Below are 24,273 nucleotides of genomic sequence, written 5' to 3'. Positions count from 1 at the left end.
TGCAAAGTTAGCTGTTGAGCCTTCTGCCAAACTAGGTCTCCTTGGTGATACTCAAAAACTTGATATATCTGGAGATGGCACCTGTCTTGAAACAGGCGGAAGCTCATTAGGCATTAAGACCTGCGATTGTGTTAAAAAAGGTGTTTTTAACTGCAAATGCAATAGAAGATTCTCTGACCCTGACGCTAGACGCGGTTGGGACAGTTACCACGAAAAGTGGTATTATGGTCATTGCCTATATTTTCTTAGTGTCTATAATCCTAATGTTAAAAAGGATCTTCCTATATATTTTAGGATGGTACAAGCACAGCGTTATGATGGTGTTACTGCAATTTTTGCACTTTCAGAAGTTAGAAAGATGTATCCTTTGTTTAACTTCGATAAGTTCATCGCAGATGCTGCTCATGATAACTATCCTACGTATAAACTTCTTAATGAATGGAATATAAAAGCTGCTATATCCCTTAATCCAAAGGGTAAAGGTAAAAATAAATATGAACCACCAATTGGATATACTAAGGACGGTATTCCTATCTGCAAATGCAACCAACCAATGGTATATGATTGGTACGATAAAGGTAGAAGTAGAATTAAATATAGATGTCCTTTAGTAAAAGGTAAAATTAAAGAATGTCCTCATAAGGAAGAATGTTCTCCTAGTGCCTACGGCCGTGTAATATACGTAAAGCCAAGTGATGACTTGCGTTTATTTACTGCTATACCTAGAAACTCTGACCTTTGGAAACAAATAATGAAAAAGAGAACTTCTTCAGAGCGAGTAAATAAAAGAATACTTGAAGACTATAATATGGAAGAATCCCACTGCCGTGGTAAAAAACGTTGGTGTTGGTGGACATTAATCCATAGCATCAATATTCATTTGGATGCTCAACTATCTATTTTTAAAACTAACCTATTGAACATTCTAGAATTAGCTATAAATAAAGCATGCTAATCTAGATAATGTTAAGTCTTGAGAAAATTCACCTATCGGTGAGTTAGCTTTGCTATACTCTTTTTTAAGTAAAACTAAATAAAAACCATAATATAATAAGTGCTCCGCACTAAAATAATATTAGTGTTATTGAAAAACTTACTGGAAATTAGTTTCCTAATTCACTCATATAATTAATCTAAGTATAGTATAATAAAAAAAACATATGAAAGTAAATATAAACTATTTACTTATTCTAAAATAAGTGATACAATATATGTAAAATACAAACTGCTTACTTTAATGGTTATATTTTGCTATTAAAACATAAGGGGGATTATTATGAAAAAAGTAATGAAAACTATGGTATTAGCATTATGTACAATAGCTATTCTTAATAATGGGACAAGGATGGTTAAAGCAAAGAAAGACTATAGGCACTGAATTTAAAAACTTAACATCCAGTAACAGTGAGATAAAAGGTATGAATAACTGTATTGATCCAGATACAGAAGAAAAATAAAAAAAGTAAAAGGAATATGTTTACTTTATAAATTAAGTGTTAACATATGTGTATATCAACAAAAAAATACAAAAAAAGGGGGGTGAAAGTGATGACAGTAGTATGGTAAGTTGAATAATTTTGCTTTAATAATTAATTTCCTTTGATAAACTTAAGGAGGATGATATTTAATGAATTTAGAGTTTACAGATAATGGATTTACTCCATTTAAGTTTAATTTACCAATATATAACTGGTTTTTTCCCTTTGCGTTTGAAAAGTTAAATAATGATATTGAAAAAAAAAATAAGTAACAACAAAATGGAGATATTTGATGTAGTTGGTGATTTGCCTAAAAATAGAGCATTATATTTTCACATACCGTTTTGTCAAGATATATGCGCATTTTGTCCATTTTCAAGAGAAGTATGTAAAGATGAAGAAACGTTAGACTTATATACAGACGCATTAATTAAAGAAATATATTTAAAGAGTAAATATAAAAATATTAAGAAATTCCCTATAAATGCAATTTTCTTTGGTGGGGGGACACCTTCTATACTAAAGCCAAGGCACATATTAAAAATAGGAAAAGCAATACATGAGAATTTTGACTTATCACAATTAAAGGAATTTTCATATGAAATGAATGCTAAAACGGTAACGCCAGACAGAGTAGAAGCGTTAAAATCAATTGGCGTTACACATGCTAGAATGGGAGTTCAAACATTTAATCCTAAATATAGAGAATTATTTAAACTCTCTGCTACACTAGAACAAATTTATTATGGGGCAAAATTATTAAATGATAATTTTAAATATGTATGTATTGATATGTTGTATGGGATGCATGGACAAACAATTGATGAATTTATAAGGGATTTAAACTGTGCTATTAAATTAAATACTCCGACAATCGATATATATCCTATAAATAATTTAGTTACTCAAACAAGATTGAGTACTGAATATAAAAATCACAACTTAAATGCAACATCTGGTTTAACAAAATTTCTAATGAATGTAATTTTAAGAGAATCTATGAAAAACAATGGATATTTACCTCATAATGGCCATGGGTATATAAAATCTAGTAAAAATATTTTTAATAATCATAATGTAGTTACGGATGAATATAGATTCCAATATCATGAGGCGGTATACGGGTATAAAGGACATGAAGTCATAGGTTTTGGTAGTGCTGCATGTTCTATTTTTGATGGGTTTTTAATTAGTAATAGTAGTAATACAAAAAAATATATAAATGATCTACTAAATAGCAATTGTTATGATTTTGATATATATCAATATGATAAAAAAGTGTGTGAAAATAAAGGGATCTGTTTACATTTACCATATCATGGTGAAGTGGAGAAATCAAAAATAAACTATGAGTTAGTTGATCCAGAAGTTTTGTCAAGATTAAGATTAGCAATAAATCATGGATTAATTATAGAAAAAGAAGATAAATTTGAACTTACTCAATTAGGATGGTATTGGTATGTTAATCTTTTATACTATTTATCACCCACATCAGATCAAAAGAAACTTGAAGATTATATTAATGGAAGGTGTTTAGAAAAAAATAGGTTTGTAGAAGAGTGGAACATAGATTTGGGGTTTAATTAATATGATGGATTTAAATAAGAATGAATTAAAGTCAGGAAAGAAACATAGATTTTTAGGAAGACATATATTAGGTGAATTATATGGTATAGATTATGAAATTTTAGATAATTTATCTATTTTAGAGAAAGCATTAAGTTTAGGGATTAAAAGATCAGAAGCTAGATGTGAGGGAATGTTAGTAAAAAAATTTAATCCTTCTGGAGTGACAATAGTAGCACTTTTATCGGAATCACATGCTTCTATTCATACTTATCCAGAATGTAATGCGTTATTTATAGATGCGTTTACATGTGGGAATACATGCGACCCTCAAGCTATTATTGATGTTGTTGTTGAGATAGTTAAACCACAAAAAATTGCAGTTAAGGAAATGAAAAGGGGAAATGAGTTGTGAAGCTGAATATTAATAAAAAAGTACTTGCAATTACAATTATAAATTTCCTATATTGTTTTGCGCAATATGTAACATTACCTATATTGGCAGTATATTATAATGTTGAATTAGGTATAGATATATACAAAGTAGGATTATTATTAGGAATAGCACCTATTGTTTCGGCGGTTTTTGGGTCAGTTTGCTCGCCTGTCTCAAAAAAAATAGGAAATATAAATAGTTTAATTTTGGGTATAATGCTAATAACTGTCCCATATATATTAATATTATTTACTAAAAATTTTTATATCATTATGATTTTGTGTTTTTTAGAGGGATTTAGTAGAGTTTTTTGGGAACCAGTAATAAAAACGCTATTTACTTATCATGCGGATAACTCTGAGAATAAAAATTATGTATTTAGATTAAAATACATAACTGTTTGTCTTGGTGCTATATTAGGACCTTTTATAGGAATGTTTATTTCAAAGAATGGAAGAAAGTTTAATATAGTATGTTCCATATTTTTATTTTTTAGTATTATATTAGTGCTCATTTTAACGAAGAAGAATATTAATACTCATGAAATCAGTATAGACGACTTTGGTAGTAATTTGAAATATCTTAAAGTTTCAACTATTGAAAGTGTAGATTATAAATTAATAGTTTATATTATTGCTGCAGTTTTATTATTTTCTGCATTTTCTGAATTTGAAAGTGTTTTTCCGCTGGCGCTGAAAATATCAAACCCTAATATTGAAAATTTATTTTCGATATTGCTTATTGTAAATTCAATTGGCGGAATAATTCTTCAATTTATAGTAATGTATTTTGTAAGAAAGTTAAATAATATTATCTGTATATTATTAGGTAATGGATTCTTTATTTTAGCATTTTTAATGTTTGGAATATCAAAAGGTAATGTTGCATTACTCATTTTAGCTGTAATAGTATTTAGCATGGGGGAAGTTTTATCTATACCTACCACCGATATTATAGTTAACGATATTGCTCCAGATGGAAAAAAAACGCTTTATTTTGGATTGGCGGAATTTAGAACATTAGGATTTTCTATTGGCCCTATATTTTCTAGTTATATATTGCAAAATTATGGATATGAATCTATGCTGTTATACTCAATACTAATTTTAGTTATTTCGAGCAGTATGTATTTAGCTCCTAATGTATTTAAGCAATTAAAGATGTATAAAATAATTAGAACGAAAAAATAATTTTAAATTTATAAGAATTTAATATTTGATGTTGATATATTTTGAAAATAATTTATATGTATAAAGAATAAGTTTATTTCTATTTTAATATAAAGATACTTTTATCTATAATTCGGTGTTTATCAAGAGAGTTGTCACATAAAGCATGAAAACTAATGTGATGATTCTCTTTTTATATATGGATAAATGTACAAATAGCAACGCGTAACATTGATATTTAGAAAATAGGGATTTTGTAAAATTAACTATGTCATTAATACTTTCGTGATCAACAGCATCATTGTAGTATTTAATAAATTTAAATATTAAAGTGTTATTTATAGTCAGTAAATTAAGTGACATTATTTCAATGAGCTGATTTTTTAAATTATCCACTTCATTTGTAGCTTTATCATCTGCAGCTATATTTAAAAGTTTTTCCATAGAGGATAGTATGATGTCTACTTTTTTATACTTTTTTGCTTCCTTTATAGCGTTGTTAAAGTAGAGTTTACTCATTTCAAATTTATTTATAGTATAAAAGCCTAGTCCTATATCATTATATATTTCAGAAGAGTATTTCTTATTTTGAAGGTTTTCATATTGATTTAGATGAGAAGTACACCTATCAACGTATTCTTTAAGATTCTTACTATCATTCATTTCAATATAAATTTCTAATATATTACACAATGTAACAAGATACATCTCTATATCATTTTCGCATAAAGTTAATATTTCTTTGTGTATTTTCAGGGCAGCAATATAGAATTTTTTTCTTTATGCGCACACAAAGATGGCACACACAAAAAAAAACACAAACACAAACAAAGATGTGGACGGTTAACAACTTTTAGCTAAATTTAAAGTCTAAAAGTTGTTAACCGTCCCCGATTTACAAAACTCTCGCATGAAATCCACCTTTGCAGTTGATGTGGAAAATAAATCTTCTGTATCTGTAATTGCAGAAGAAGGAAAAAAAACTATAACGTTAATTTATCATAATGATAAAAGAAAGGTTTTTGATGATAATGATAAAAGCTATAGGGAGTTTGAGGAAAGACAGTTCAGAGGAAAGCCTACAATAGTAAGACCCATTAGATTATTTATAGAACCATCACTTAAGAGAGAAGACATTGGATATTTAGGAATAAGTAGTAATATTATTTGTGCGGAGGCAGTTCCAACATATCTATTTATTTATGAAGATTGGAATTACACAGACTCTACCTTTTTAGGAAGAGATGTATATAAGTTAACTGGAGTAATTGATTCAAATCTATCTAGTAATATGCAAGGAAAATTTTCTTTACTTATGGATAAAGAAACTGGAATAATACTTCAATTTTTATTGCTTGATGATAATGGAAAAATAAAAGAAAAATTGGAATGTACTAAATTAGAAGTAAACACTCCAATAGATGAAAGTTCATGCAATAAAAACACTTCTGGATATGTAAAAAAATAAGTTCAAAAATGGGGACAAAGATGGGGACGGGTAACAACTTTTAGCTAAATTTAAAGTCTAAAAGTTGTTAACTGTCCCCGATTTATATCTAGAATCTAAAAAGGTATTTTAGTGTAAAAAATTCCTAAAAACATCAATATTACAAAAATGTAAGTTTAGAGAGCAAAATGTAAGGTCAAAAAATGGCTGAGCATTTTGCTTTTTTATATAATATAAGTGTAGGTGAAGGAGCCGTAAGAAATTTAGTTGTCTAGTGTGCTAGTTGGCTAGTAAATCGAGTTTAAGTAGAATGGGATAAGGATAAAGAAATTAGTTGGCTAGTTAGTTGTCTAATGTGTAATTAACAAGTAAGTATATAGTTGTGGATAAGTTAATAAGTTTGGGCGTATAGTTGGGGACAAGTTGACAAGTTAGGGAAAAATAGAGGATAAAATAGAGAAAAAGTAAGGGACGGTTAATAAGTTTTAGATCTTGGAAAGGGAAAATAAATAGTATAGAGAGGAAGTTTGTAAAATGGAAGTATTAAACATACAGAATTTAAGAAAAGTTTATGGTTCAAGATTTGGAGGAGTAAAATATACTGCTCTAAATAATATAGATTTAAAGGTTAATGAAGGTGAGTTTGTAGGCATAATGGGACCATCAGGTTCAGGAAAAACAACTTTCTTAAATGTTATTTCTACCATTGATAAACCTACATCAGGTAAAGTGGAGATAGATGGACGAGATATATCACAGCTTAAGGAACCTCATTTGTCAGCATTTAGAAGGGATAAACTTGGATTTATATTTCAGGATTTTAATTTGCTGGACAATATGACACTTAAGGAGAACATTGTATTGCCTCTTGCTTTATCAAATACATCCTATGGAGAAATACAAAAGAGATTAAAAGAAATTACGTCCAAGTTAGGCATAAGTGAAGTTTTAAATAAGCATCCATATGAAGTATCTGGTGGTCAGAAACAGCGTGCTGCTGCAGCTAGAGCCATCATATCTAATCCATCACTTATATTAGGAGATGAGCCTACTGGTGCTTTGGATTCGAAATCCTCCAAGGAACTTTTAAGTGCTATGCAATATCTTAATGAAAAAAACAAAGCCACAATACTTATGGTAACCCATGATACATTTGCTGCATCCTATTGTAAAAGAGTTATATTTATAAAAGATGGAAAATTATTTAATGAAATATATAAGGGAGATATGTCTAGAAAGGAGTTTTATCAAAAATTATTGAAGGTGTTGTCTGTAATCGGAGGTGACATTGATGAAAATATTTAGGATGGCCATTAGAAATATTAGGAGCAATTTTAAAAATTATTGGGCTTATTTTTTAAGTTCATCCTTCAGTGTTTTTATTGTTTATCTTTTTATGTCTATCTTGTACAGCAAAAATATACAGGACAATTTAGGCGGAGTAAAAAAGTTTATAACGCTTTTTAATGTGGGAGCCACTATGATTGCATTGTTTTCAGCTTTCTTCATATGGTATTCTAACTCATTTTTTATTAAATCAAGAAAGAAGGAATTTGCTACATATATGCTGCTAGGTATGTCTAAAAAGCAAGTATCTAGACTGAATTTTTTAGAAAATATATTGATAATGCTAGCATCTCTAATAACAGGGGTTGTATTAGGATTGGTATTTACGAAGTTCTTCATTATGCTTCTGTTTTTTATAATTAAGGTTTCAGCGGATGTGCCATTTCAGTGGAATTTAAAGGCTTTAAAAATTTCTGTTGTAATATTTTTAGGGATTTTTGCGGTAATAACATTGCATGGTGCATTTGTAGTGAGGAAAAGTAACCTTATAGATCTTTTTAATGCATCAAAAAAGGTAGAAAAGGGACTTAAGGTGTCTTTTGTTACCATTGTATTTGGTATATTGGCTATGATTTCTATGGGTTCAGGATATTATATAGCTATTAAAAAAATGCCTACAGATATTACGAAGTCACCTATAGTAGTGCTTTTAGTTGTAGTAGGGATGATATTATTTTTTACATCTACTACATCTTTAATAATTCATATGAATAAGAAAAATGAGAGGAAGCTTTTTAGAGGTACAAAACTTATATCAGTGTCTCAGTTATATTATAGATATAGAGGCAATGCAGGTACACTTAGCACAATAGCAATAACTACAACAGTGGCTCTTTGTGCGCTTGTTACTTGTGTAGGAACTTATACAAAATGTGAACAGAATTCAAGATACATGAGACCTCTGTCTGTAGAATATTTTAATGTAGACAAGGCTCAGAGTACTTTTGATAACATATTAAAAAACCATAAGGAAATATCAGTTAGGCATAAAGATAATATTGAGTTTCTTAACATTATAGAGGTTGATAAAAGTTCAGAAATAGCACGAGGTTTTTATGTAATAAATGAAAGTAAATTTGATAAATTAAGTGAGCATGAGGGTATTGAACGTAAAGCTAATCTTAAATCTGATAGTGATTGCTATTTTATTCAAATTAATAATTTCGTTCAAAATGAAGTAGTTTCAAGTGAAAAAATTACTTTGAAAGTTGGAAAAAAGGACTATAAAATGAATGTGGCAGGATCAGATGGAACGCCATTTATATCGTTGGATCATTTTAATAAGACTGTGGTAGTTACAGATAATGTATATAATGAAATGAAAAGCAATGTTAGTAAAAGAAACATTATTAGTATGACAGGATACACTTTTAAAGATGATTTTTCTTCTGGAAAATTTGTAGATGATTTAGCTAAAAACATGTCTAAAGATAGTGGACTGCGTACATTTTACGATCATTACAGCGATGGATTAAAGCTTTTAGGGATGATGGCTTTTATAGGACTATTTATAGGAATATTATTCATCATGGCTACAGGAAGCATAATATATTTCAAAATGACCATGGAAGCTAGAGAAGATAAAAGTAAATATAAGACTCTTAGAAATATAGGAGTAAGTAAAAAAGAAATAAAGAAGGCAATATCAAAAGAATTACTAGTTTTATTTGGGGCGCCCCTTGTGGTTGCAATTATAAGCACATATCCTGCAACTTATGCTCTTGAGAAAATGCTGTTCCTTGATCTTATGAAGAGCTACGCAGTAATATCCCTTGTATATGCTGCAATCTATTGTTTATACTACTTTGTTACCTTGAATTCCTACGTAAAAACTGTGGAATAGCAAGGAAAAACTGGGGAGAAAAATTGGGGACAGTTAAGAATTTTTAGTTAAGAACTTTTAAGCTTTAGAATAAAGAAAATAGATGAAAATAAAGGAGAAAGATAGGGGACGGTTAAGAAGTTTTCAGTAGAATAAAAATAAAAAATAGATTGGAAGTGTGTGAAATGAAAAGGAGATTGGGCGTTATAATAACTTTATTTTTGATTGTTTTATGTGTTAGCTTTTTAGGCTGTTCAAAAATAAGGCAACTTACAACTAATGCTTATAAAAATAAAGAGGCTCAAAAGAATTTGCCAAAGTATACTTTCAATGAAGAAAACCTTAAGGAGATATCCTATAAAGGAAGGGTTTACTGCATTAAGGAAGATTCATTTGCTGTTGATGATTTAGATAAGCCCATAGGAAAAATCTCCGAATGCGTTACAGTAGATGTGAATAATAAAAAGCTTAGAAAGGAAGAGCTTAAGAAAATTTATGCAATTTCATCAGAAGAGTTAAAGGGTAAGAGCGCTGATTTAAATTTTGGCTGGGTATACAGTGTTAAGCATAAGGATTCTAAGAAGGTTGTTGCTATTGTTGTAAATCAAAACCTTAGAAAAGCAGAAATAAAGAAATGAGAATTTATCGATATTAAAGGACAATTTATAAGTGAAGGGCTATTACAACTAATTGAGGGTTTAAATTTTTAAGTTAGCAAAAATTAAAAAGTGAAGATTTTAGTGGACAATCAATTAAAATAAATTAGCAAGTACTATGAGATAGCAAGCACAATAGCAAACTTATAATTGGCAAATTTATAAGGATATATTTGAGAGTGTAAAATAAATATAATTAAATAAGGTAGTTTATAACTACTAAGATTATAAAAAAACAGCAAATCCACTTTTGCTGTTTTTTTATGGAATCATGTTTCAGAAAGATTTTCAAAGTTATTTTCAGGCAATGATAGCTATGATTTTTTATTTCAATATTTTTAAGTATATAATTTGCCAGTATATAATTAGCTATGCAATTGTAGGTGACGCTATAAATGAATTTCTGGCATTTCATAGAAAAAACGTATTAGTTATGATAACATATCATGTAGAATAATTGTTTAGCATTGCAGCTTTTATATTCATAAAATCACATTTTTGCTTAGTTATGAATAAGAAAAGTTGTAGTCAGTGATTATTGAGAATTAAGGTTTATATTTGTATTTTCTTTATTTATTAATGTAAAAATTATAATGTAGAACTTAAAATTATGTGTAAAAGTTAAGTTAGGCTGCAAATGAGATGCAAAGAAAATAAATATGAAATTATATACTATGATTATCAGCAAGAAGTATTACATTACTTGAATTATGAAATTTCTCCCCATTGTACTTTTTTGTAGTTTAATCATACTATATATTACTATGTATTATTAGTGGCTTGTAGAATTGAAAAATAAAAACTGTGGATAATTTTTAAGATTTGGCTTAAAAGCGTGCAAAAAAAGACACGACAAAAAGCCTTTTGTTAAAAAGGTATGCGTAGCATGTGGAAAGATATTTATTTGTGGATATGTTAATTATGAAGCTATTTTAAGAAGTTTATTTATACTTCTAATGTATTCTGGTTTATTTATAGCGTAAGCTAGTATAACATTTATGAGTTTAGAAATAGCCGTTAGGCACAGGTCAGCACGCATAGTTGCGGTGTTTAAAGTTCTTGGTGATTCAATGCATGGGTTAGATTTTAACGATGAAAGAGTTCGTTCAATACATGCACGATTAGGATATTCATCGTCCCATTCATTAGAATTTCTTTGAACACCAGGATAAAGTCTAAAGTCTTTATTGGGATAAACATAAGTCATACGACCACTTTTTTTATCAGTACATGGATTTTCACAAGTATGATAGCACTTACCTTTTTTATCCCTATGGGCTTTGGGACAAGTAAATTTGAATCTTAAGCTTCTATTTTTGCCTTTACAAGGACCTTCAGCTTTAAAAGGGGTTTTGTCTAAAGGACATAGAGGAACACCTTCTATATCATATTCAAGATCACCTATTTTACTGTTACTTTGATTACGAGGGTTAAGAGGTATAAATACTTTTTCAAAGCCACATTGTTGAAGAAAACCAAAGTTATCATAACTATCAAATTCTGAGTCACCTAAGAAATATTTAAATTTAAAGTTAGAGGTGTTACTTAATGTTTCTAAGAATGGCTTAATTACTGGTTTTAAAGAAGCATTATCATAGCAATATTTTTGCTCTTTAGGAGTTTCAAATTCTTTATCAATAGGGTTATAAAAATCTTCATCAAAAAATTTGATATTCAACGGAATGCCCCAACCATTAGTAATTAGACCAAATTTGTAAAAATAGCCGAAATGTCCATTTACGAAGTCTAGCTTAATACTATGGTTTGCAAAAGCAAATTTAGGCATGTTCTTATATGCGACAGCATAAGGATTGAGCTGTTTGTTATTGGTAGCTTTAGCATAGGATTTTACCCTATTTACTTCAGAAACAAGAGTTTTGGGATTATTTTCTTTTACTCTTGGTTTTAAACCTGAAGTATCATATATAAGTTGATAATTACGGTTTTTATGAGGTGAATCATCAGGAAGAGATTCATTGATATTGTTACAAATATCAATGACTTGAGGAACCATTGAATTAAATAAGTCGGCAAGATCACCTTCAAAATCCGTTTTAAATCTACTGAAAAAAGATTCATCAGGAATATCATCATAGAAGCAACAAAATTCTCTTATTTCAGTAGAAAATATAAGAAAAAGATTTAACAGAACAGTAGTAGGAATATGAAATATCTGCATTAGAATTAAAGCAGATAACACTGATGAAAGATTATATTTCCTATCTCTGCCTAAATCGGCATAGTATTTTTGAGTAAAAGATTCTGGAATAAAAGATTGGATATCAAAATTATCAGCAAGTAATTTGATGAAGCCTACAGGTTGCTTTTTTCTAAGGTCTTTAAGTTCGGTTAACTGCTCAAAAATATTAAGTTGCTTAAGTTTATTAATACAAAACATGTAATTCTCCTCCTCTGTGGATAATATTTTGTGTGGTTACATTTATTTTCTCACAGTGGAGGAAAATATAAAAGCCTATCGGCTAAAAAGATAGGCAAATCAACGGTTGTGTAATTTCACAATCGACTACTATGTATTATGATGGTGAGGATTATGAATAAAGGTTCTGAAATTTTAGTTGTGGAAGATGAAAATGATATAAATAAATTGCTTTGTACTATGCTGGAAAATGAAGGTTACTTAGCTAGAGGAGCATTTTCTGGAAGTGAAGCTTTAATGTGTGTACAGCAGAAAAATTGGGATATGATTTTACTTGATTTAATGATACCAGGAATTAGTGGAGAAGAAGCTATATTAAGCATAAGAGAAATCACAAAAGCTCCAATTATTGTAATAAGTGCTAAGACATCTAAAGAAACTAAGTTAGAGTTACTTGAAAAAGGAGCGGATGATTTTGTGTGCAAACCATTTGATCCAGATGAATTAATTGCGAGAGTTAATTGTAACTTAAGACGTTATTTGGATTTTAATGGTGACAATATGGCGAGGAACAAAATATTAAGCTATAAAGATATTAATTTAAATACGGAAAGTAAAGAAGTTAAAGTTGGGCAAAATGTAGTTATATTAACAGCAAGGGAATTTTCCATATTGGAATTATTATTAAGCAATCCTAAAAAGGTATATAGTAAATCTAATATTTTTGAAAGTGTGTGGAATGAAGATTTCTTAGGTGATGATAATACTGTAAATGTACATATGAGCAGATTGAGAAAGAAGTTAAGTGTATATAACAATCATGAGGATTATATAGAGACAATATGGGGTATGGGTTATAGGTTGAGAAAATAAATAATTTATTGAACAAATTTAAGGTTTTTGAAAGGTTTTAGCAAAGTTTTCTTATGAAATATTGTTTAATATAAAAACATAGTTCATAAGGAGGGAGAAAAATGAATGAATATGTAATGAGAGCAATTAATGTTACAAAAGTTTACAGCAATCATAAAGTTTTAGACAAGGTAAATATGAATATTAAAAAAGGAGATATATACGGATTCATAGGAGAAAATGGTGCAGGGAAAACCACTATGATTAGAGTAATTGCAGGGCTTTCTATACCAAATGATGGACAAGTTCTATTGTTTAACAGTGTCCAAGATACTGTTATCAATAACACTGCAGGTTATGATGTAAATAATGCTCCAAACAATGCTACAGATAATGTAGAGAATTGCACTGATGATTGTGCTGTAAATAGTACCAAAGATTATACTACAAATATCACTAAGGATAGAGCTAGAATAGGCTCACTTATAGAAACGCCAAGGCTTTATTTAAACATGACTGCAAGAGAAAATCTTAATCTTATAAAAATCCAAAGAGGAATTTCGGGAGTAAAATGCATCGATGAAGCTTTAAATTTAGTAGGACTTAACCATATAACAAATAAAAAGGTTAAGAATTTTTCTTTAGGAATGAAACAGAGATTAGGAATAGCTATGGCTATATTAAGTGATCCAGAGTTTTTAATTTTGGATGAACCTATAAATGGATTAGATCCAATGGGCATAAAAAATACAAGAGAATTATTGCTTAAGCTGAATAAAGAAAGAGGAACAACTATTTTAATTTCAAGTCACATACTATCGGAGCTTACTCAAATTTCAAATATGTATGGTTTTATAAATAATGGAAAAATCATTGAAGAAATTACCCATAAAGAATTATTAAACAAGTGTAGAAGTTATCTTAATCTAAAGGTAAGAGATGCTTCAGAGACTTCAGTTATTTTAGAAAAAGAACTTGAGGTTAAGGACTACGAAATTTTTCCTGATAACACCATAAGAATATATGATAATTTTGATAGTGAAAGAATTAGTCTATGTCTAGCCTCCCATAAGTTAGGGGTTAAGGAAATTGTGCAAAGGGGAGAATCTTTAGAAGATTATTTTGCTCATTTAATTGGAGGTAGGGATAATGATTAATTTAATTAGAGGTGAATTTTATAAAATAAAAAGAAGTAAATACTTTGTTGGAATAATGTTTCTGTGGGCTTTGCTTGGAGTTTCAATTTCATATATTATTATAAAAGAAGCCAATGCACATAGGACTGTTTCAGGCATAAATGCTGTAGTATTCTTTTTACAATTTCAAATTTTAATTAATTTTTTATATGCTGCATTTGCTGGGGTTTTTGTAGCCAGTGATTTTGAACATAACACCATAAATATGACTTTTACCTATGGATATAGTAGAAGTAAAGTTATATTAAGTAAAATAATAGTTTATATAATTTATTCTTTGCTTATGGAATTAGTTACAGTGGTTATTATGGGAATAATTTTTTCTGCCGTTTACGGTTTTAATGATTTTGGTGAAATTAATTTAGGTTTATATTTAATTAGAATAATATTTATTGAATTACTTTGCAGTACAGCCACTACATTAATAATAGCAGCTGTTTCTGTTATATCAAAAAGTATTATAATAACCTTAGCTTCACCGGTTGTGATGTTTATTCCTATGCTTTTAAATAATGAGCATATATTTGCTTTTCTTCCATATAGAGCTGCTACCATAGGCATAGCACCATTTGCACCTAAAAATACAATTATAATCTCTGCAGTTTCATCAATAATAACAATTTTTGTAATTACTATGGTTTTGAGAAAATATTTAAGTAAATTAGATATAAAGTGATTGAAATAATATGAAAACATGTAAATTGTAGTCATGAGATAAAATGATTTAACCACAAAAATGATTAAATTACTTGAATTATGAAAACTACATTGTACATTTTTATGGTTGAATTATAAAATATAATTTTCTTTTTAAGGATGAATATTATGTACATAATTGTTATTTTAATTTTTAGTTTGCTGTTAGTAATTTTCATAACAGTTTTGATTAAATTATTTTTATACAAAAAACAAATAAGGGATATTGCTATGCAAATTAGAGAATTTAGAGAGAAGAAAACAGGTAAAAAAATTACTACTGAAATATATGATAAGGATATAGAAGATTTAACCTATGAAACTAATGAGTTTTTAGAGCTTTATAGAAAGAGCGAACAGGAAAAAGTTCAGTTTGAAAACACATTGCAGCAGGGTATAGCTAATATGTCTCATGATTTAAGAACTCCATTAACATCAATAATTGGGTATTTAAAACTTCTCCAAAATGATGAAATAAATAAAGAAGAGGCTTTAGGGGTAATAAAAAGTAAAACAGATAAATTAAATGTTCTTATAAACGATTTTTTTGAATTAGCGTTTATAGAAAGTAAGGATTATAAATTAAAAATTACAAAATTAAATTTAACTAATATAATACAGGATGAGATTTTATCTTTTTATGAAGCCTTTGAAACAAAAGGTATAGAACCTATTATAAATATCCCAAAGGAATCTATTTTCATAAATGGGGATAAGAATAGTTTGGAGAGAATAATAGATAATTTGCTTTCTAATACATTAAAATATTCTCAAAGATATGTTGAAATAAATGTAAAAAGTTCTAGAAGCACAGCGACTTTAACTATTTCAAATAAATGCACAAATATAGATGAGAAAGATGTTATCTATATGTTTGATAGATTTTATAGGGCTGATAAAGTTAGAAAAGGACAAGGCACAGGGCTTGGGCTATCCATAGCAAAGAGCTTAATGCAAAAGATGAATGGCTCCATAAGATCTGATTTTGAAAACAACAAGATTACAATAGTGTGTGAATGGGAGATAAATAATGAACAATGATTTAAAAGCATATCTGGAAAATTTAAAAAAACCTTGGTGGAAACTTTTTTTTAGGGTAGTTTGGGAACAGATGCTTAAAGTAGCTAATTCTAAAATACTTGACTTTGGAAGTGGAGTTGGTGTTACTGCGAATCATTTGGCAAAAAATAATGATGTAGTAGCAATAGAACGCGATGCTGATATGGTGAATATGAGAATATGCGAAAACAATTATAGGCAAATTGTTGGTGATATAAAAGAGCTAAAAGAGCAAGATGATAATTCTTTTGATGTTGTAGTATGCCACAATGCTTTGGAGTATGCAGAAGATCGAAAAGAAATATTTAGAGAATTTTATCGAGTTCTTAAGCCTCATGGAGTAATATCTATTGTAAAACATAATCATACAGGAAGAATCATGTCCAAGATTATTTTTGAAAATAATCTGAACGACGCAATGATGCTGCTTAATGGAGAAGAGTGTGATGCAGCTTATTTTGGACAGATAAATTATTATAATATAGATGATATTAGAGAGTGGATAGGTGATTTAGACATTAATATTGAAAAAGTTCTTGGAATTAGAACGTTTTGGGGTTTGAATCCAAACAATGAAGTTAAATATGAGCCAAACTGGCAAGAAAAAATGTTTGAAATCGAGATGAAGGCTTCTGATATAGATGATTATATAAATATATCTTTTTTTAATCACATTTTGTTAAGAAAGTTAAGTTGAATATTAGAATATTGTGAAGCGATACATTGAAGAAAAATCTGATTTTAATTCCGTAATAAATGTGTAATTTGGGACTGTTCACAATACGCCAAGAACTTCTAAATGTCTCACAGTTAAAGCACCTAAAGCTTTCAAACTCACTGGTTCCTCGTTCAAACATGAAAGTTTCTTAACGATTCTTTAACTGTGAGAAATAAGAAGTTCTAAGGCTAGTTCAATAGTCCTCAATTCCACATTTATTACTACATTAAAATCAGATTTTTAGTTTAATAGAAAATTGTATAAATATAAAATATAAAAAAATATATATATGATTATCCCACAAAAAGCATTACATTACCTGAATTATGAAATTTCTCTGGAATGACTTGCATAAGAAGCAAAGGAACTATTTAAATTTATTGTTCCGAGCTCTTATGCAAGTCATGGAGGAGAAATTACATAATTCTATCACATTATACCTTTTTGTGGTTTAATCATATATATATAATGGTATAAAATGGGGACGGTTAACAACTATTTAGCTTAAACTACCTAAAAATTGTTAACTGTCCCCATTATTTATTTATGCAGTAATGTACTACTAAACGTCATTTAATTTTCTACCTATAAGTAGTTTAAATAACTCTGCTGATTTTTCCTTGCCCAATCGAATGTACTTACCTTCATTGGAAACAACAAGATCTATTTTATCTTTCTTAGAACTTATCCATAGTTCATAAATTATTTCATTTGATTTTTGTTTTTGGTTAGTATCTTCAAAGTGAAATTTATAATCTGGAGGGTATACCATACTTACTTTTGCGTTTTTCCAACTAATGTTATTAAGAATGTCCCTTACACTTTGAACTTCTTTACTATTTTTAATTTCATTATAATATTCATATTTATTTGTTTCCTCAACGCGTTTTTCAACTACGATTTTATCACCCGCTATTTTAGTACTATTTGTACAACCTGAAAATAAAAGTAAAAATATTGAAATAAGAACAATGAAGGTTTTATTAATGTTTATATTGATTGCCCCCTTTTTTATTATATTTGTATGAAGGAATATCAAAATAGTTTGTCTTAAATTATATAGGTACTAAAATATAATATCTTTATGTGAAAATTATAACACAAATTACAATATGTTACATATAATTGAATAAAATAAATGAGCAATTATCAGTGAAGGATGGATTTCCCAGAATTTCTTTGAAAGTGCCTTAGGCATAATACATATATAAAATATATTTACTTTGTAGGAACATTCAAAATACATTTACAATTATGGTGTATTAGGCTATAATATGGTAACAAATGAATATCCAAAAATCCTAAGAAGAGGAAAGTAGCCATGAAGATTTTTTACAGCGAGCAGGAACAGAGTGGAAGTCCTGCAAGAAAAATTGTGGTGAAAAGGACCTGGGAGGAACTGCCTGAGCATAGCATGGTTTTAGTATAGGTGAATTTGTGAGGGTAAGTCGCAAGCTGCGTTAAAGTTTTGAGTGGACTATGTTTAGTCAATTTGAGTGGTACCGCGGAAATACACCCGTCTCTAAGTAATAGAGATGGTTTTTTTTGTCTATAAATAAAACCACCTGCTATGCAGGTGTGTTCAGAAAAGCTTAAGCGTTGAAAAAAAATACCTCACTTTGATAAAATAGAAATGGTTTCGTCAGCCAATCTAAAATCAAAGGAGGTATTGCCCAAAATGGACAATAATAGTTTAGCACATACTAAGTGGAGATGTAAATATCATATAGTATTTGCACCTAAATATAGAAGGAAAGAAATATATGGAGAAAAGAAAAAAGAAAAAAGAAATAGGAAAAATATTGAGAACGTTATGTGAATGGAAAGGAGTAGAAATAATAGAAGCTAATGCATGTAAGGATCATATACATATGCTTGTATCAATACCCCCAAAAATGAGTGTATCAGGATTTGTAGGGTTTTTAAAAGGAAAAAGTAGTTTAATGATATTTGAGAAATTTGCAAATTTAAAATATAGGTATGGAAACAGACATTTTTGGTGTAGAGGTTATTATGTGGATACAGTAGGAAAAAATAAAAAGGCGATAGAAGAGTATATAAAAAATCAACAAAATGAAGATATGATCGCCGATCAAATAAGTATTAAAGAATATATGGACCCTTTTAAGGGTGGCAAGTAACAGTTAAATTGCGGCTGGCGATACTTTTACACGTGCCTTAAGGCACAATGCTGGTAAAATGCCCTTATAGGGCTTAAGAAAAACCACCAGCTAAGCTGGTGGATATTTATTATTGGAGCAATTTAGCATCATAGTAATGCAAAGTGATTTATAAAAAACTAATATATGTTTAAATTTTAGAAAGCTAAAGGGTTATTTAAAACTAAATAGTAAATAGTAAAAAGTAACTATTAAAAAAAGTATTAAAAAAACCTTGTGTGTTTAAACATACAAAAACAAAATTATTAAAAAATCTTTGTGTGTTTGAATGTATGTTTAAAGATTAAAAAAGTATTAAAAATTATTGGAAGGTGAGAATATGGAACATTTAATCAAGAAACTAAGTAATCTGGTTCAAGAAGAATTTGAAAAATGTGGATATGATAGAGAATATGGCAGGGTTAATGTATCAAATCGTCCTGATTTATGTCAATTTCAATGCAATGGAGCTTTGGCGGCAGCAAAAAAATATAGAAAACCCCCTATTAACATTGCAAATGAAATTGTAGAGAAATTAAAGAATAATGAGGAGTTTGAAGCTGTTACTGCTGTCATGCCTGGTTTTATAAATATTGTACTAAAAGACAGTTTCATAATAGACTATTTAAATAATATGCATAATGATAAAAAACTTGGATGTACGGAGGCGACAAAGCCTTTAACTATAATTGTTGATTATGGCGGGGCAAATGTTGCAAAACCTCTTCATGTGGGCCATCTTCGTGCAGCAATAATTGGTGAGAGCATAAAGAGAATTTCTAGGTTCTTAGGACATAATGTCATAGGAGATGTGCACTTAGGGGATTGGGGATTACAGATAGGTATGGTAATCTCTGAAGTTCAAAGACGTAAGCCTGACTTGCCGTATTTTAATGAAGGCTTTAAAGGAGATTATCCAAAGGAGGCGCCTTTTACTATAGATGAACTGGAGGAAATATATCCAGCAGCAAGCAAGTTAGCTAAAAGTGATGAAAAGGCAATGGAGGAAGCAAGGAAGGCAACCTATGAGCTGCAAAATGGGAGGGCTGGTTATGTTGCCCTTTGGAAACATATACTCAATGTTTCTGTTGCAGACCTTAAAAAGAATTATGGAGAGCTAAATGTTGAGTTTGACCTGTGGAAGGGAGAAAGTGATAGTCAGAAATATATAGGAGAAATGATAAATTACCTTAAAGAAAATAACTATCCCTATGAGAGCCAGGGAGCTCTAGTCATTGATGTTGCTAAGGAAGGTGACACTTATACAATACCTCCATTTATACTCCTGAAATCTGATGGAGCAACCCTTTATAGCACTACAGATTTGGCTACTATATGGGAGAGGATTAAGGAATATGATCCGGATCAAATAATTTATGTTGTTGATAAAAGACAAGGCTTACATTTTGAACAGCTTTTTAGATGTGCAGAAAAAACCAAAATTGCAAGCGAAAGGTTAAAACTTAATTTTATAGGTTTTGGTACTATGAATGGTAAGGATGGCAAGCCTTTCAAGACAAGAGAAGGGGGTGTAATGAGACTTCAGGATTTAATAAAGATGATAAAGAATAATGTAAGAGGAAAATTAAAAGAAAGTCAGTCCATTGATGAAATTGAGATGGAGGAAATTTCAAGAAAGGTTGGATTAGCAGCCTTAAAGTATGGGGACTTATCAAATCAAATTACAAAGGATTATGTATTTGATTTAGATAGATTTTCATCCTTCGAAGGAAATACAGGTCCATATATACTATATACAGTAGTAAGAATTAAATCTATTTTAAATAAAAGTTCTGATGAAATATGTAGGCATGGAGCTAAATTCACTAAGCCATATAGTGGAGTAGAAAGAGATTTAATGTTGAAGCTCTCAGCATTTAATGAAACAGTGGAGCAGGCCTTTATAGATAAGGCACCAAACAGAATTTGTGAGTATATATATGATACATCTAATCTGTTCAATAAATTTTACCATGATAACATAATCATTTCAGAAGAAGATACAGCTAAAAAGATGTCATGGATAAAGCTTTTACTACTTACTAAGGAGGTTTTAGAGACAGGACTTGACCTTCTTGGAATGGAAGCTCCAGAAAAAATGTAAGTTAAAGCAAAATAGGAAAAAAGAGAAAATATGGGACAGTTAACAACTTTTAGCTGGTAATTTGCATATTATCTAGCTATTTAAGTTTAACTGTCCCTAAATATAAATATATCCCTAAATAGATTACAAATAAGTATACTATTTAGCTATTGCGTCTTAAAATATCTTGGAGAAAGTGTATGATATTAAAGGTAACTTAATAAAATTATGATTAACCCACAATAAGAATTACATTACCTGAATTATGAAATTTCTCAAATTAAATTTATTGTTCCAGCTCTCATGTAAGTCATGGAGGAGAAATTTCATAATTCCATTGCATTGTACCTTTTTGAGGGTTAATCAAAATTATATATTTTTAGATATAAAATTAGTTGTTATACATTATTAAGGATCTATTTGATATAATCTCACCTGTTGTAACAGAAACATATACATCCGCTAGTCCCATATTTTCAATCTTATAAGTTTTAAAGTATTTTCCTTTTTTGAATTCATCATATCCTGTATATTTGCAGATATATGTTTTAATCTTATTATAGTCTGGGCATTCTAGTCCAATTAAAGTCTTTATAAGATTCTCTTTTGATCCAGCTGGTAATCTAGGGTCGTTATGAATATTTGATATTTCATGTGCTTTTGCTATTTGGAAAGCTTGTCCTTTTGTAATTATAGGTGTTACATTTGCTTCAGAATTTGCTTCGTAAAGACTATTATCGAATACTCCATGAACAGTTTCTATTTGGTTGTTGTCATTAAAAATAACAATATAAGTGTTATCAGTAGTAATGCCGTTAACTACCTGTGAAAATCTAAAAACATTACCAGAATCCCTTAGGAGTTCAAGCTGGTTCTTTGGATCGGATATTCTAAATATATCTTTATTAATTTCAAAGAATTTTACTATGTTGTCGGAATTTTTCGACATTTTAGGTGAAAGTACACCATTAACATACTTAGGTGCATTTTTGATTTCCTTATCTCCTAAAAATACAGATGGAGATTGTTCAATTTTTTTAATGTACATTTTGTTATCTTGAGATTTTTGTGGTAATGTACTAGAATATTGAACTGGTTTAATGTTTTGGCACTCAGTGGTCTTAGCTTGTACCTTTGGTATTGATACAAGAGATAAAGTAGTGGTCGTGCAAACTACTAAAGACATAAATTTACTTTTCATTAAAAATTCCCCCTTAATATTAAATATTTACATTTGACCCAAAGCAAGTATAACATACTGATATTTTTTTATCAACTTTACAAAAAAAGTGTTTTAAACATAATTTATAATTTCATATTTTATGGAAGTGTGAAATTGTAAAAAAAGTAAATGATATAATGAATACCAGTACTATCAGTGCTATATAAAGTTTAACTTAAAATTTTGTTAATTATAGTATGTGATTATTTTGAATTTTTATAATTAAATTATTCACAAGATTTATTACAGAGTTAAGCGTATCGATACAATATGCTCATGAAAAACTATATATAAATTACAAATTTCTTATTTAAAGTCCAAAAGATTTGATAATAAATTTTATTTTTACTATATAACAATGATAGAAAATTTGTATCTATTATTTTGAAAAGCACAAAAATGTTAATTACTAAAAAGGTTGTTTTTGGAAAAAATATATGTTAAAATTACACAAACATGTTATAAAATATAATTGCATAAGTATAAAAACATTATTTATGAGACATAGAATTAAAGGAATATCAATAATTAATAGAATAAAGATTGTAAAAATATGCGATTTTTATTCATTATACATATCTGGCAGATTATAAACTTTATTAGTGGTATTTTAAATAAAATTAAAGATTACAGAGGAGGTTTTAAATAGTGAATACTGATAAAAAGGATATTAATACAAAGCCTGAGATAGAAATTGAAAATGATATTAATTTAGAAATTATAGAATTGGAGGATAAAATAGCCCCAAGAAACTGGGATGTTTATGCAATGCTTAATAATTAATTAAACTAGTTTAAATTTAAGTTATAGTCTGCCAGATAAATTTTTTAATAATAAAATAAGGAATGATTATTTTGAGAAAAAAATTACTCCAAGTGGATTTTAATACATGGCATTTTATATGCAACATGCAATGTCAATATTGTATAAAACATTATGATTATAAAATAGAAAAAAATAATTTATTAATTCGAAAGTGTAAAAATGAAGAGTATAAATTCTATGCGAAAATTGAACATCTATTTATTAGGGCATATGAAGTATTAAAAAAGTTAGCTGAGAAATATGATGTAGGACTTCTAACATTTTCAGGTTCGGAGACTTTTTTGTTTGATAATATCTTTGATTTATTAAAAAAAATTGATGGAATGTTCTCTAAGGTTCAATTAATAACAAATGGTATAAATTTAGATAAAGATAATATTATTAAATTGAAAGAACTTAAAAATATACATATCACTTTGTCACTTGATGGAAATATGGTTAGGTCTAATTATAGTAGAACAATTAATGATAAGGATAAATTAAATAAAATATTGAGGAATTTGGATTATCTTATAAGTGGAGAAATTCCCTTTGATATTTATACAGTGATAACTAAATACAATATTGAAGAATTAGAAAATTTTTTTAAGTTTTTAGAGAATAAAAAAGCTGGTACAAGCATTCAGTTATGGCCGGTTTTTGGAAGCAATAAATTAAAACCAAAGGAAGAACAACTAATTTCATTAGAAAAGTTGATTAAAGAATATGATAATTTTAATTTAAAGTTGCAACCTAAGGTATATTATCAGTACTTAATTGATTATTTAAAAACTGGTAGCAGACAGATACCCTGTTGGTTACCTTATTATAGCTTTTATTTAAGTGATAATGGTGATGTTAAGGCTTGTTTATGTAACGGCATAGTAGATATAGGAAATATTTTAAGGAATTCTTCTGAAGAAATAGTCAAAAATCAACAAAAGAAAGAATTTTATAAAACCATATTAAAGCATGATCATAGAATGATACCGTGTAGTAAGTGTTTTATTAATTGGGACATTGTAAATTTGTATTTTAGCAATAGAATATCTATTGAAGATATTAAAAATATTCCGCTTTTTAATAATGAAAAAATAATTTCAATGTTGAAGGAATTTAAAATTTTATCATTACAATCTAAATAATAATAGTTTATCACTTTTGAAATGTTGTTATATGAGGTGAT

Annotated in this window: 23 protein-coding genes, 1 pseudogene and 1 other annotated feature; of the genes and pseudogenes, 20 read left to right on the top strand and 4 right to left on the bottom strand. The window is 28.7% G+C overall.

Annotated features, from left to right (window positions below; translation table 11 throughout):
* Window positions 1–295: 295 nt before the first annotated feature.
* The 6 genes from CC89_RS20835 to CC89_RS18715 all read left to right on the top strand — a co-directional run bounded on the left by CC89_RS20835 (window position 296) and on the right by CC89_RS18715 (window position 4,670).
* Window positions 296–955 carry a transposase gene (locus CC89_RS20835; protein WP_035294855.1) on the top strand — a complete coding sequence of 220 codons (660 nt, stop codon included), beginning with the start codon at window positions 296–298 and terminating at the stop codon, window positions 953–955.
* A gap of 379 nt (window positions 956–1,334) precedes the next feature.
* The gene (locus CC89_RS21320; protein WP_286161408.1) at window positions 1,335–1,457 is read left to right on the top strand and encodes a hypothetical protein; all 123 of its coding nucleotides are present in this window, start codon (window positions 1,335–1,337) and stop codon (window positions 1,455–1,457) included.
* A gap of 170 nt (window positions 1,458–1,627) precedes the next feature.
* The gene (locus CC89_RS21315; protein ID WP_286161407.1) at window positions 1,628–1,750 is read left to right on the top strand and encodes a hypothetical protein; all 123 of its coding nucleotides are present in this window, start codon (window positions 1,628–1,630) and stop codon (window positions 1,748–1,750) included.
* 7 nt (window positions 1,751–1,757) lie between these two features.
* The gene (locus CC89_RS18725) at window positions 1,758–3,065 is read left to right on the top strand and encodes a radical SAM protein (protein ID WP_185750822.1); all 1,308 of its coding nucleotides are present in this window, start codon (window positions 1,758–1,760) and stop codon (window positions 3,063–3,065) included.
* Between the two features lies 1 nt (window position 3,066).
* Window positions 3,067–3,459 carry an adenosylmethionine decarboxylase gene (speD, locus tag CC89_RS18720; protein WP_185750821.1) on the top strand — a complete coding sequence of 131 codons (393 nt, stop codon included), beginning with the start codon at window positions 3,067–3,069 and terminating at the stop codon, window positions 3,457–3,459.
* Window positions 3,456–4,670 (top strand): MFS transporter, encoded by a 1,215-nt coding sequence (locus tag CC89_RS18715; protein WP_035294850.1) that lies wholly within the window; start codon window positions 3,456–3,458, stop codon window positions 4,668–4,670. Before speD ends, CC89_RS18715 begins: the two co-directional genes overlap by 4 nt.
* 105 nt (window positions 4,671–4,775) lie before the next feature.
* On the opposite strand, the gene CC89_RS18710 is transcribed toward CC89_RS18715, so the two are convergent.
* Window positions 4,776–5,312, bottom strand: a complete 537-nt coding sequence (locus tag CC89_RS18710) for a hypothetical protein (protein ID WP_185750820.1) — start codon at window positions 5,310–5,312, stop codon at window positions 4,776–4,778.
* Between the two features lie 247 nt (window positions 5,313–5,559).
* Between CC89_RS18710 and CC89_RS18705 the strand changes: the two genes are divergently transcribed.
* From CC89_RS18705 to CC89_RS20755, 5 genes are all read left to right on the top strand, one after another.
* Complete coding sequence (locus CC89_RS18705; protein WP_035294847.1) at window positions 5,560–6,117, top strand: hypothetical protein; 558 nt, start codon at window positions 5,560–5,562, stop codon at window positions 6,115–6,117.
* 513 nt (window positions 6,118–6,630) lie between these two features.
* Window positions 6,631–7,401 carry an ABC transporter ATP-binding protein gene (locus tag CC89_RS18700; RefSeq protein WP_035294844.1) on the top strand — a complete coding sequence of 257 codons (771 nt, stop codon included), beginning with the start codon at window positions 6,631–6,633 and terminating at the stop codon, window positions 7,399–7,401.
* Window positions 7,388–9,286 (top strand): FtsX-like permease family protein, encoded by a 1,899-nt coding sequence (locus tag CC89_RS18695; protein ID WP_035294842.1) that lies wholly within the window; start codon window positions 7,388–7,390, stop codon window positions 9,284–9,286. The genes CC89_RS18700 and CC89_RS18695 overlap by 14 nt, the downstream gene beginning before the upstream one ends.
* A 164-nt stretch (window positions 9,287–9,450) precedes the next feature.
* Window positions 9,451–9,903 carry a NisI/SpaI family lantibiotic immunity lipoprotein gene (locus CC89_RS18690; RefSeq protein WP_035294840.1) on the top strand — a complete coding sequence of 151 codons (453 nt, stop codon included), beginning with the start codon at window positions 9,451–9,453 and terminating at the stop codon, window positions 9,901–9,903.
* A 289-nt stretch (window positions 9,904–10,192) separates the two neighbouring features.
* Entirely contained in the window at window positions 10,193–10,378 is a 186-nt protein-coding gene (locus tag CC89_RS20755; RefSeq protein WP_185750819.1) for a hypothetical protein, read from the top strand.
* A gap of 462 nt (window positions 10,379–10,840) precedes the next feature.
* Here the strand turns inward: CC89_RS20755 and CC89_RS18685 are convergent, their stop codons facing one another.
* Window positions 10,841–12,319 carry a transposase gene (locus CC89_RS18685; protein WP_035289274.1) on the bottom strand — a complete coding sequence of 493 codons (1,479 nt, stop codon included), beginning with the start codon at window positions 12,317–12,319 and terminating at the stop codon, window positions 10,841–10,843.
* A 153-nt stretch (window positions 12,320–12,472) separates the two neighbouring features.
* Here CC89_RS18685 and CC89_RS18680 point away from each other — a divergent pair, with 153 nt between their 5' ends.
* From CC89_RS18680 to CC89_RS18660, 5 genes are all read left to right on the top strand, one after another.
* A complete protein-coding gene (locus CC89_RS18680) occupies window positions 12,473–13,171 on the top strand; it encodes a response regulator transcription factor (RefSeq protein WP_035294838.1) in 699 nt (232 codons plus the stop codon).
* A 101-nt stretch (window positions 13,172–13,272) separates the two neighbouring features.
* Window positions 13,273–14,307: an ATP-binding cassette domain-containing protein gene (locus CC89_RS18675; protein WP_035294836.1), complete on the top strand. Its 1,035-nt coding sequence runs from the start codon at window positions 13,273–13,275 to the stop codon at window positions 14,305–14,307.
* Window positions 14,300–15,022, top strand: a complete 723-nt coding sequence (locus tag CC89_RS18670) for an ABC transporter permease (RefSeq protein ID WP_035294834.1) — start codon at window positions 14,300–14,302, stop codon at window positions 15,020–15,022. Before CC89_RS18675 ends, CC89_RS18670 begins: the two co-directional genes overlap by 8 nt.
* Before the next feature lie 149 nt (window positions 15,023–15,171).
* Window positions 15,172–16,083 (top strand): sensor histidine kinase, encoded by a 912-nt coding sequence (locus CC89_RS18665; RefSeq protein ID WP_035294832.1) that lies wholly within the window; start codon window positions 15,172–15,174, stop codon window positions 16,081–16,083.
* Window positions 16,073–16,798 carry a class I SAM-dependent methyltransferase gene (locus CC89_RS18660; protein ID WP_035294831.1) on the top strand — a complete coding sequence of 242 codons (726 nt, stop codon included), beginning with the start codon at window positions 16,073–16,075 and terminating at the stop codon, window positions 16,796–16,798. The genes CC89_RS18665 and CC89_RS18660 overlap by 11 nt, the downstream gene beginning before the upstream one ends.
* A 583-nt stretch (window positions 16,799–17,381) precedes the next feature.
* On the opposite strand, the gene CC89_RS18655 is transcribed toward CC89_RS18660, so the two are convergent.
* Window positions 17,382–17,858 carry a YhfM domain-containing protein gene (locus CC89_RS18655; protein WP_286161406.1) on the bottom strand — a complete coding sequence of 159 codons (477 nt, stop codon included), beginning with the start codon at window positions 17,856–17,858 and terminating at the stop codon, window positions 17,382–17,384.
* 255 nt (window positions 17,859–18,113) lie between these two features.
* Window positions 18,114–18,346: a binding site (T-box leader), on the top strand.
* A 151-nt stretch (window positions 18,347–18,497) separates the two neighbouring features.
* Between CC89_RS18655 and tnpA the strand changes: the two are divergent.
* A pseudogene (gene tnpA, locus CC89_RS18645) lies at window positions 18,498–18,960 on the top strand (IS200/IS605 family transposase).
* Window positions 18,961–19,318: 358 nt separating this feature from the next.
* Window positions 19,319–21,082, top strand: a complete 1,764-nt coding sequence (gene argS / locus CC89_RS18640; protein WP_035294825.1) for an arginine--tRNA ligase — start codon at window positions 19,319–19,321, stop codon at window positions 21,080–21,082.
* A 370-nt stretch (window positions 21,083–21,452) separates the two neighbouring features.
* Here argS and CC89_RS18635 read toward each other — a convergent pair whose 3' ends face one another.
* On the bottom strand, window positions 21,453–22,262 hold the full coding sequence (locus CC89_RS18635) for a hypothetical protein (protein ID WP_035294824.1): 810 nt from the start codon (window positions 22,260–22,262) through the stop codon (window positions 21,453–21,455).
* Between the two features lie 669 nt (window positions 22,263–22,931).
* Here CC89_RS18635 and CC89_RS21310 point away from each other — a divergent pair.
* A complete protein-coding gene (locus tag CC89_RS21310; RefSeq protein WP_286161405.1) occupies window positions 22,932–23,066 on the top strand; it encodes a hypothetical protein in 135 nt (44 codons plus the stop codon).
* Window positions 23,067–23,137: 71 nt separating this feature from the next.
* Window positions 23,138–24,232, top strand: coding sequence for a radical SAM protein (locus tag CC89_RS18630; RefSeq protein ID WP_035294822.1), 1,095 nt, complete (start codon window positions 23,138–23,140; stop codon window positions 24,230–24,232).
* Window positions 24,233–24,273: the final 41 nt, after the last annotated feature.

The organism is Clostridium sp. KNHs214 (genome assembly GCF_000744935.1).
Classification (GTDB): domain Bacteria; phylum Bacillota; class Clostridia; order Clostridiales; family Clostridiaceae; genus Haloimpatiens.
Note: the sequence above shows the minus strand (reverse complement) of the source record. Positions and strands in the feature narration are given on the sequence as shown.

Coding starts and splice junctions, on each gene's coding strand:
- CC89_RS20835 (WP_035294855.1), top strand. CDS start 296: ATGGTACAAGCACAGCGTTATGATGGTGTTACTGCAATTTTTGCACTT.
- CC89_RS21320 (WP_286161408.1), top strand. CDS start 1,335: ATGGGACAAGGATGGTTAAAGCAAAGAAAGACTATAGGCACTGAATTT.
- CC89_RS21315 (WP_286161407.1), top strand. CDS start 1,628: ATGAATTTAGAGTTTACAGATAATGGATTTACTCCATTTAAGTTTAAT.
- CC89_RS18725 (WP_185750822.1), top strand. CDS start 1,758: ATGGAGATATTTGATGTAGTTGGTGATTTGCCTAAAAATAGAGCATTA.
- speD (WP_185750821.1), top strand. CDS start 3,067: ATGATGGATTTAAATAAGAATGAATTAAAGTCAGGAAAGAAACATAGA.
- CC89_RS18710 (WP_185750820.1), bottom strand. CDS start 5,312: ATGAATGATAGTAAGAATCTTAAAGAATACGTTGATAGGTGTACTTCT.
- CC89_RS18705 (WP_035294847.1), top strand. CDS start 5,560: ATGAAATCCACCTTTGCAGTTGATGTGGAAAATAAATCTTCTGTATCT.
- CC89_RS18700 (WP_035294844.1), top strand. CDS start 6,631: ATGGAAGTATTAAACATACAGAATTTAAGAAAAGTTTATGGTTCAAGA.
- CC89_RS18695 (WP_035294842.1), top strand. CDS start 7,388: ATGAAAATATTTAGGATGGCCATTAGAAATATTAGGAGCAATTTTAAA.
- CC89_RS18690 (WP_035294840.1), top strand. CDS start 9,451: ATGAAAAGGAGATTGGGCGTTATAATAACTTTATTTTTGATTGTTTTA.
- CC89_RS20755 (WP_185750819.1), top strand. CDS start 10,193: ATGTTTCAGAAAGATTTTCAAAGTTATTTTCAGGCAATGATAGCTATG.
- CC89_RS18685 (WP_035289274.1), bottom strand. CDS start 12,319: ATGTTTTGTATTAATAAACTTAAGCAACTTAATATTTTTGAGCAGTTA.
- CC89_RS18680 (WP_035294838.1), top strand. CDS start 12,473: ATGAATAAAGGTTCTGAAATTTTAGTTGTGGAAGATGAAAATGATATA.
- CC89_RS18675 (WP_035294836.1), top strand. CDS start 13,273: ATGAATGAATATGTAATGAGAGCAATTAATGTTACAAAAGTTTACAGC.
- CC89_RS18670 (WP_035294834.1), top strand. CDS start 14,300: ATGATTAATTTAATTAGAGGTGAATTTTATAAAATAAAAAGAAGTAAA.
- CC89_RS18665 (WP_035294832.1), top strand. CDS start 15,172: ATGTACATAATTGTTATTTTAATTTTTAGTTTGCTGTTAGTAATTTTC.
- CC89_RS18660 (WP_035294831.1), top strand. CDS start 16,073: ATGAACAATGATTTAAAAGCATATCTGGAAAATTTAAAAAAACCTTGG.
- argS (WP_035294825.1), top strand. CDS start 19,319: ATGGAACATTTAATCAAGAAACTAAGTAATCTGGTTCAAGAAGAATTT.
- CC89_RS18635 (WP_035294824.1), bottom strand. CDS start 22,262: ATGAAAAGTAAATTTATGTCTTTAGTAGTTTGCACGACCACTACTTTA.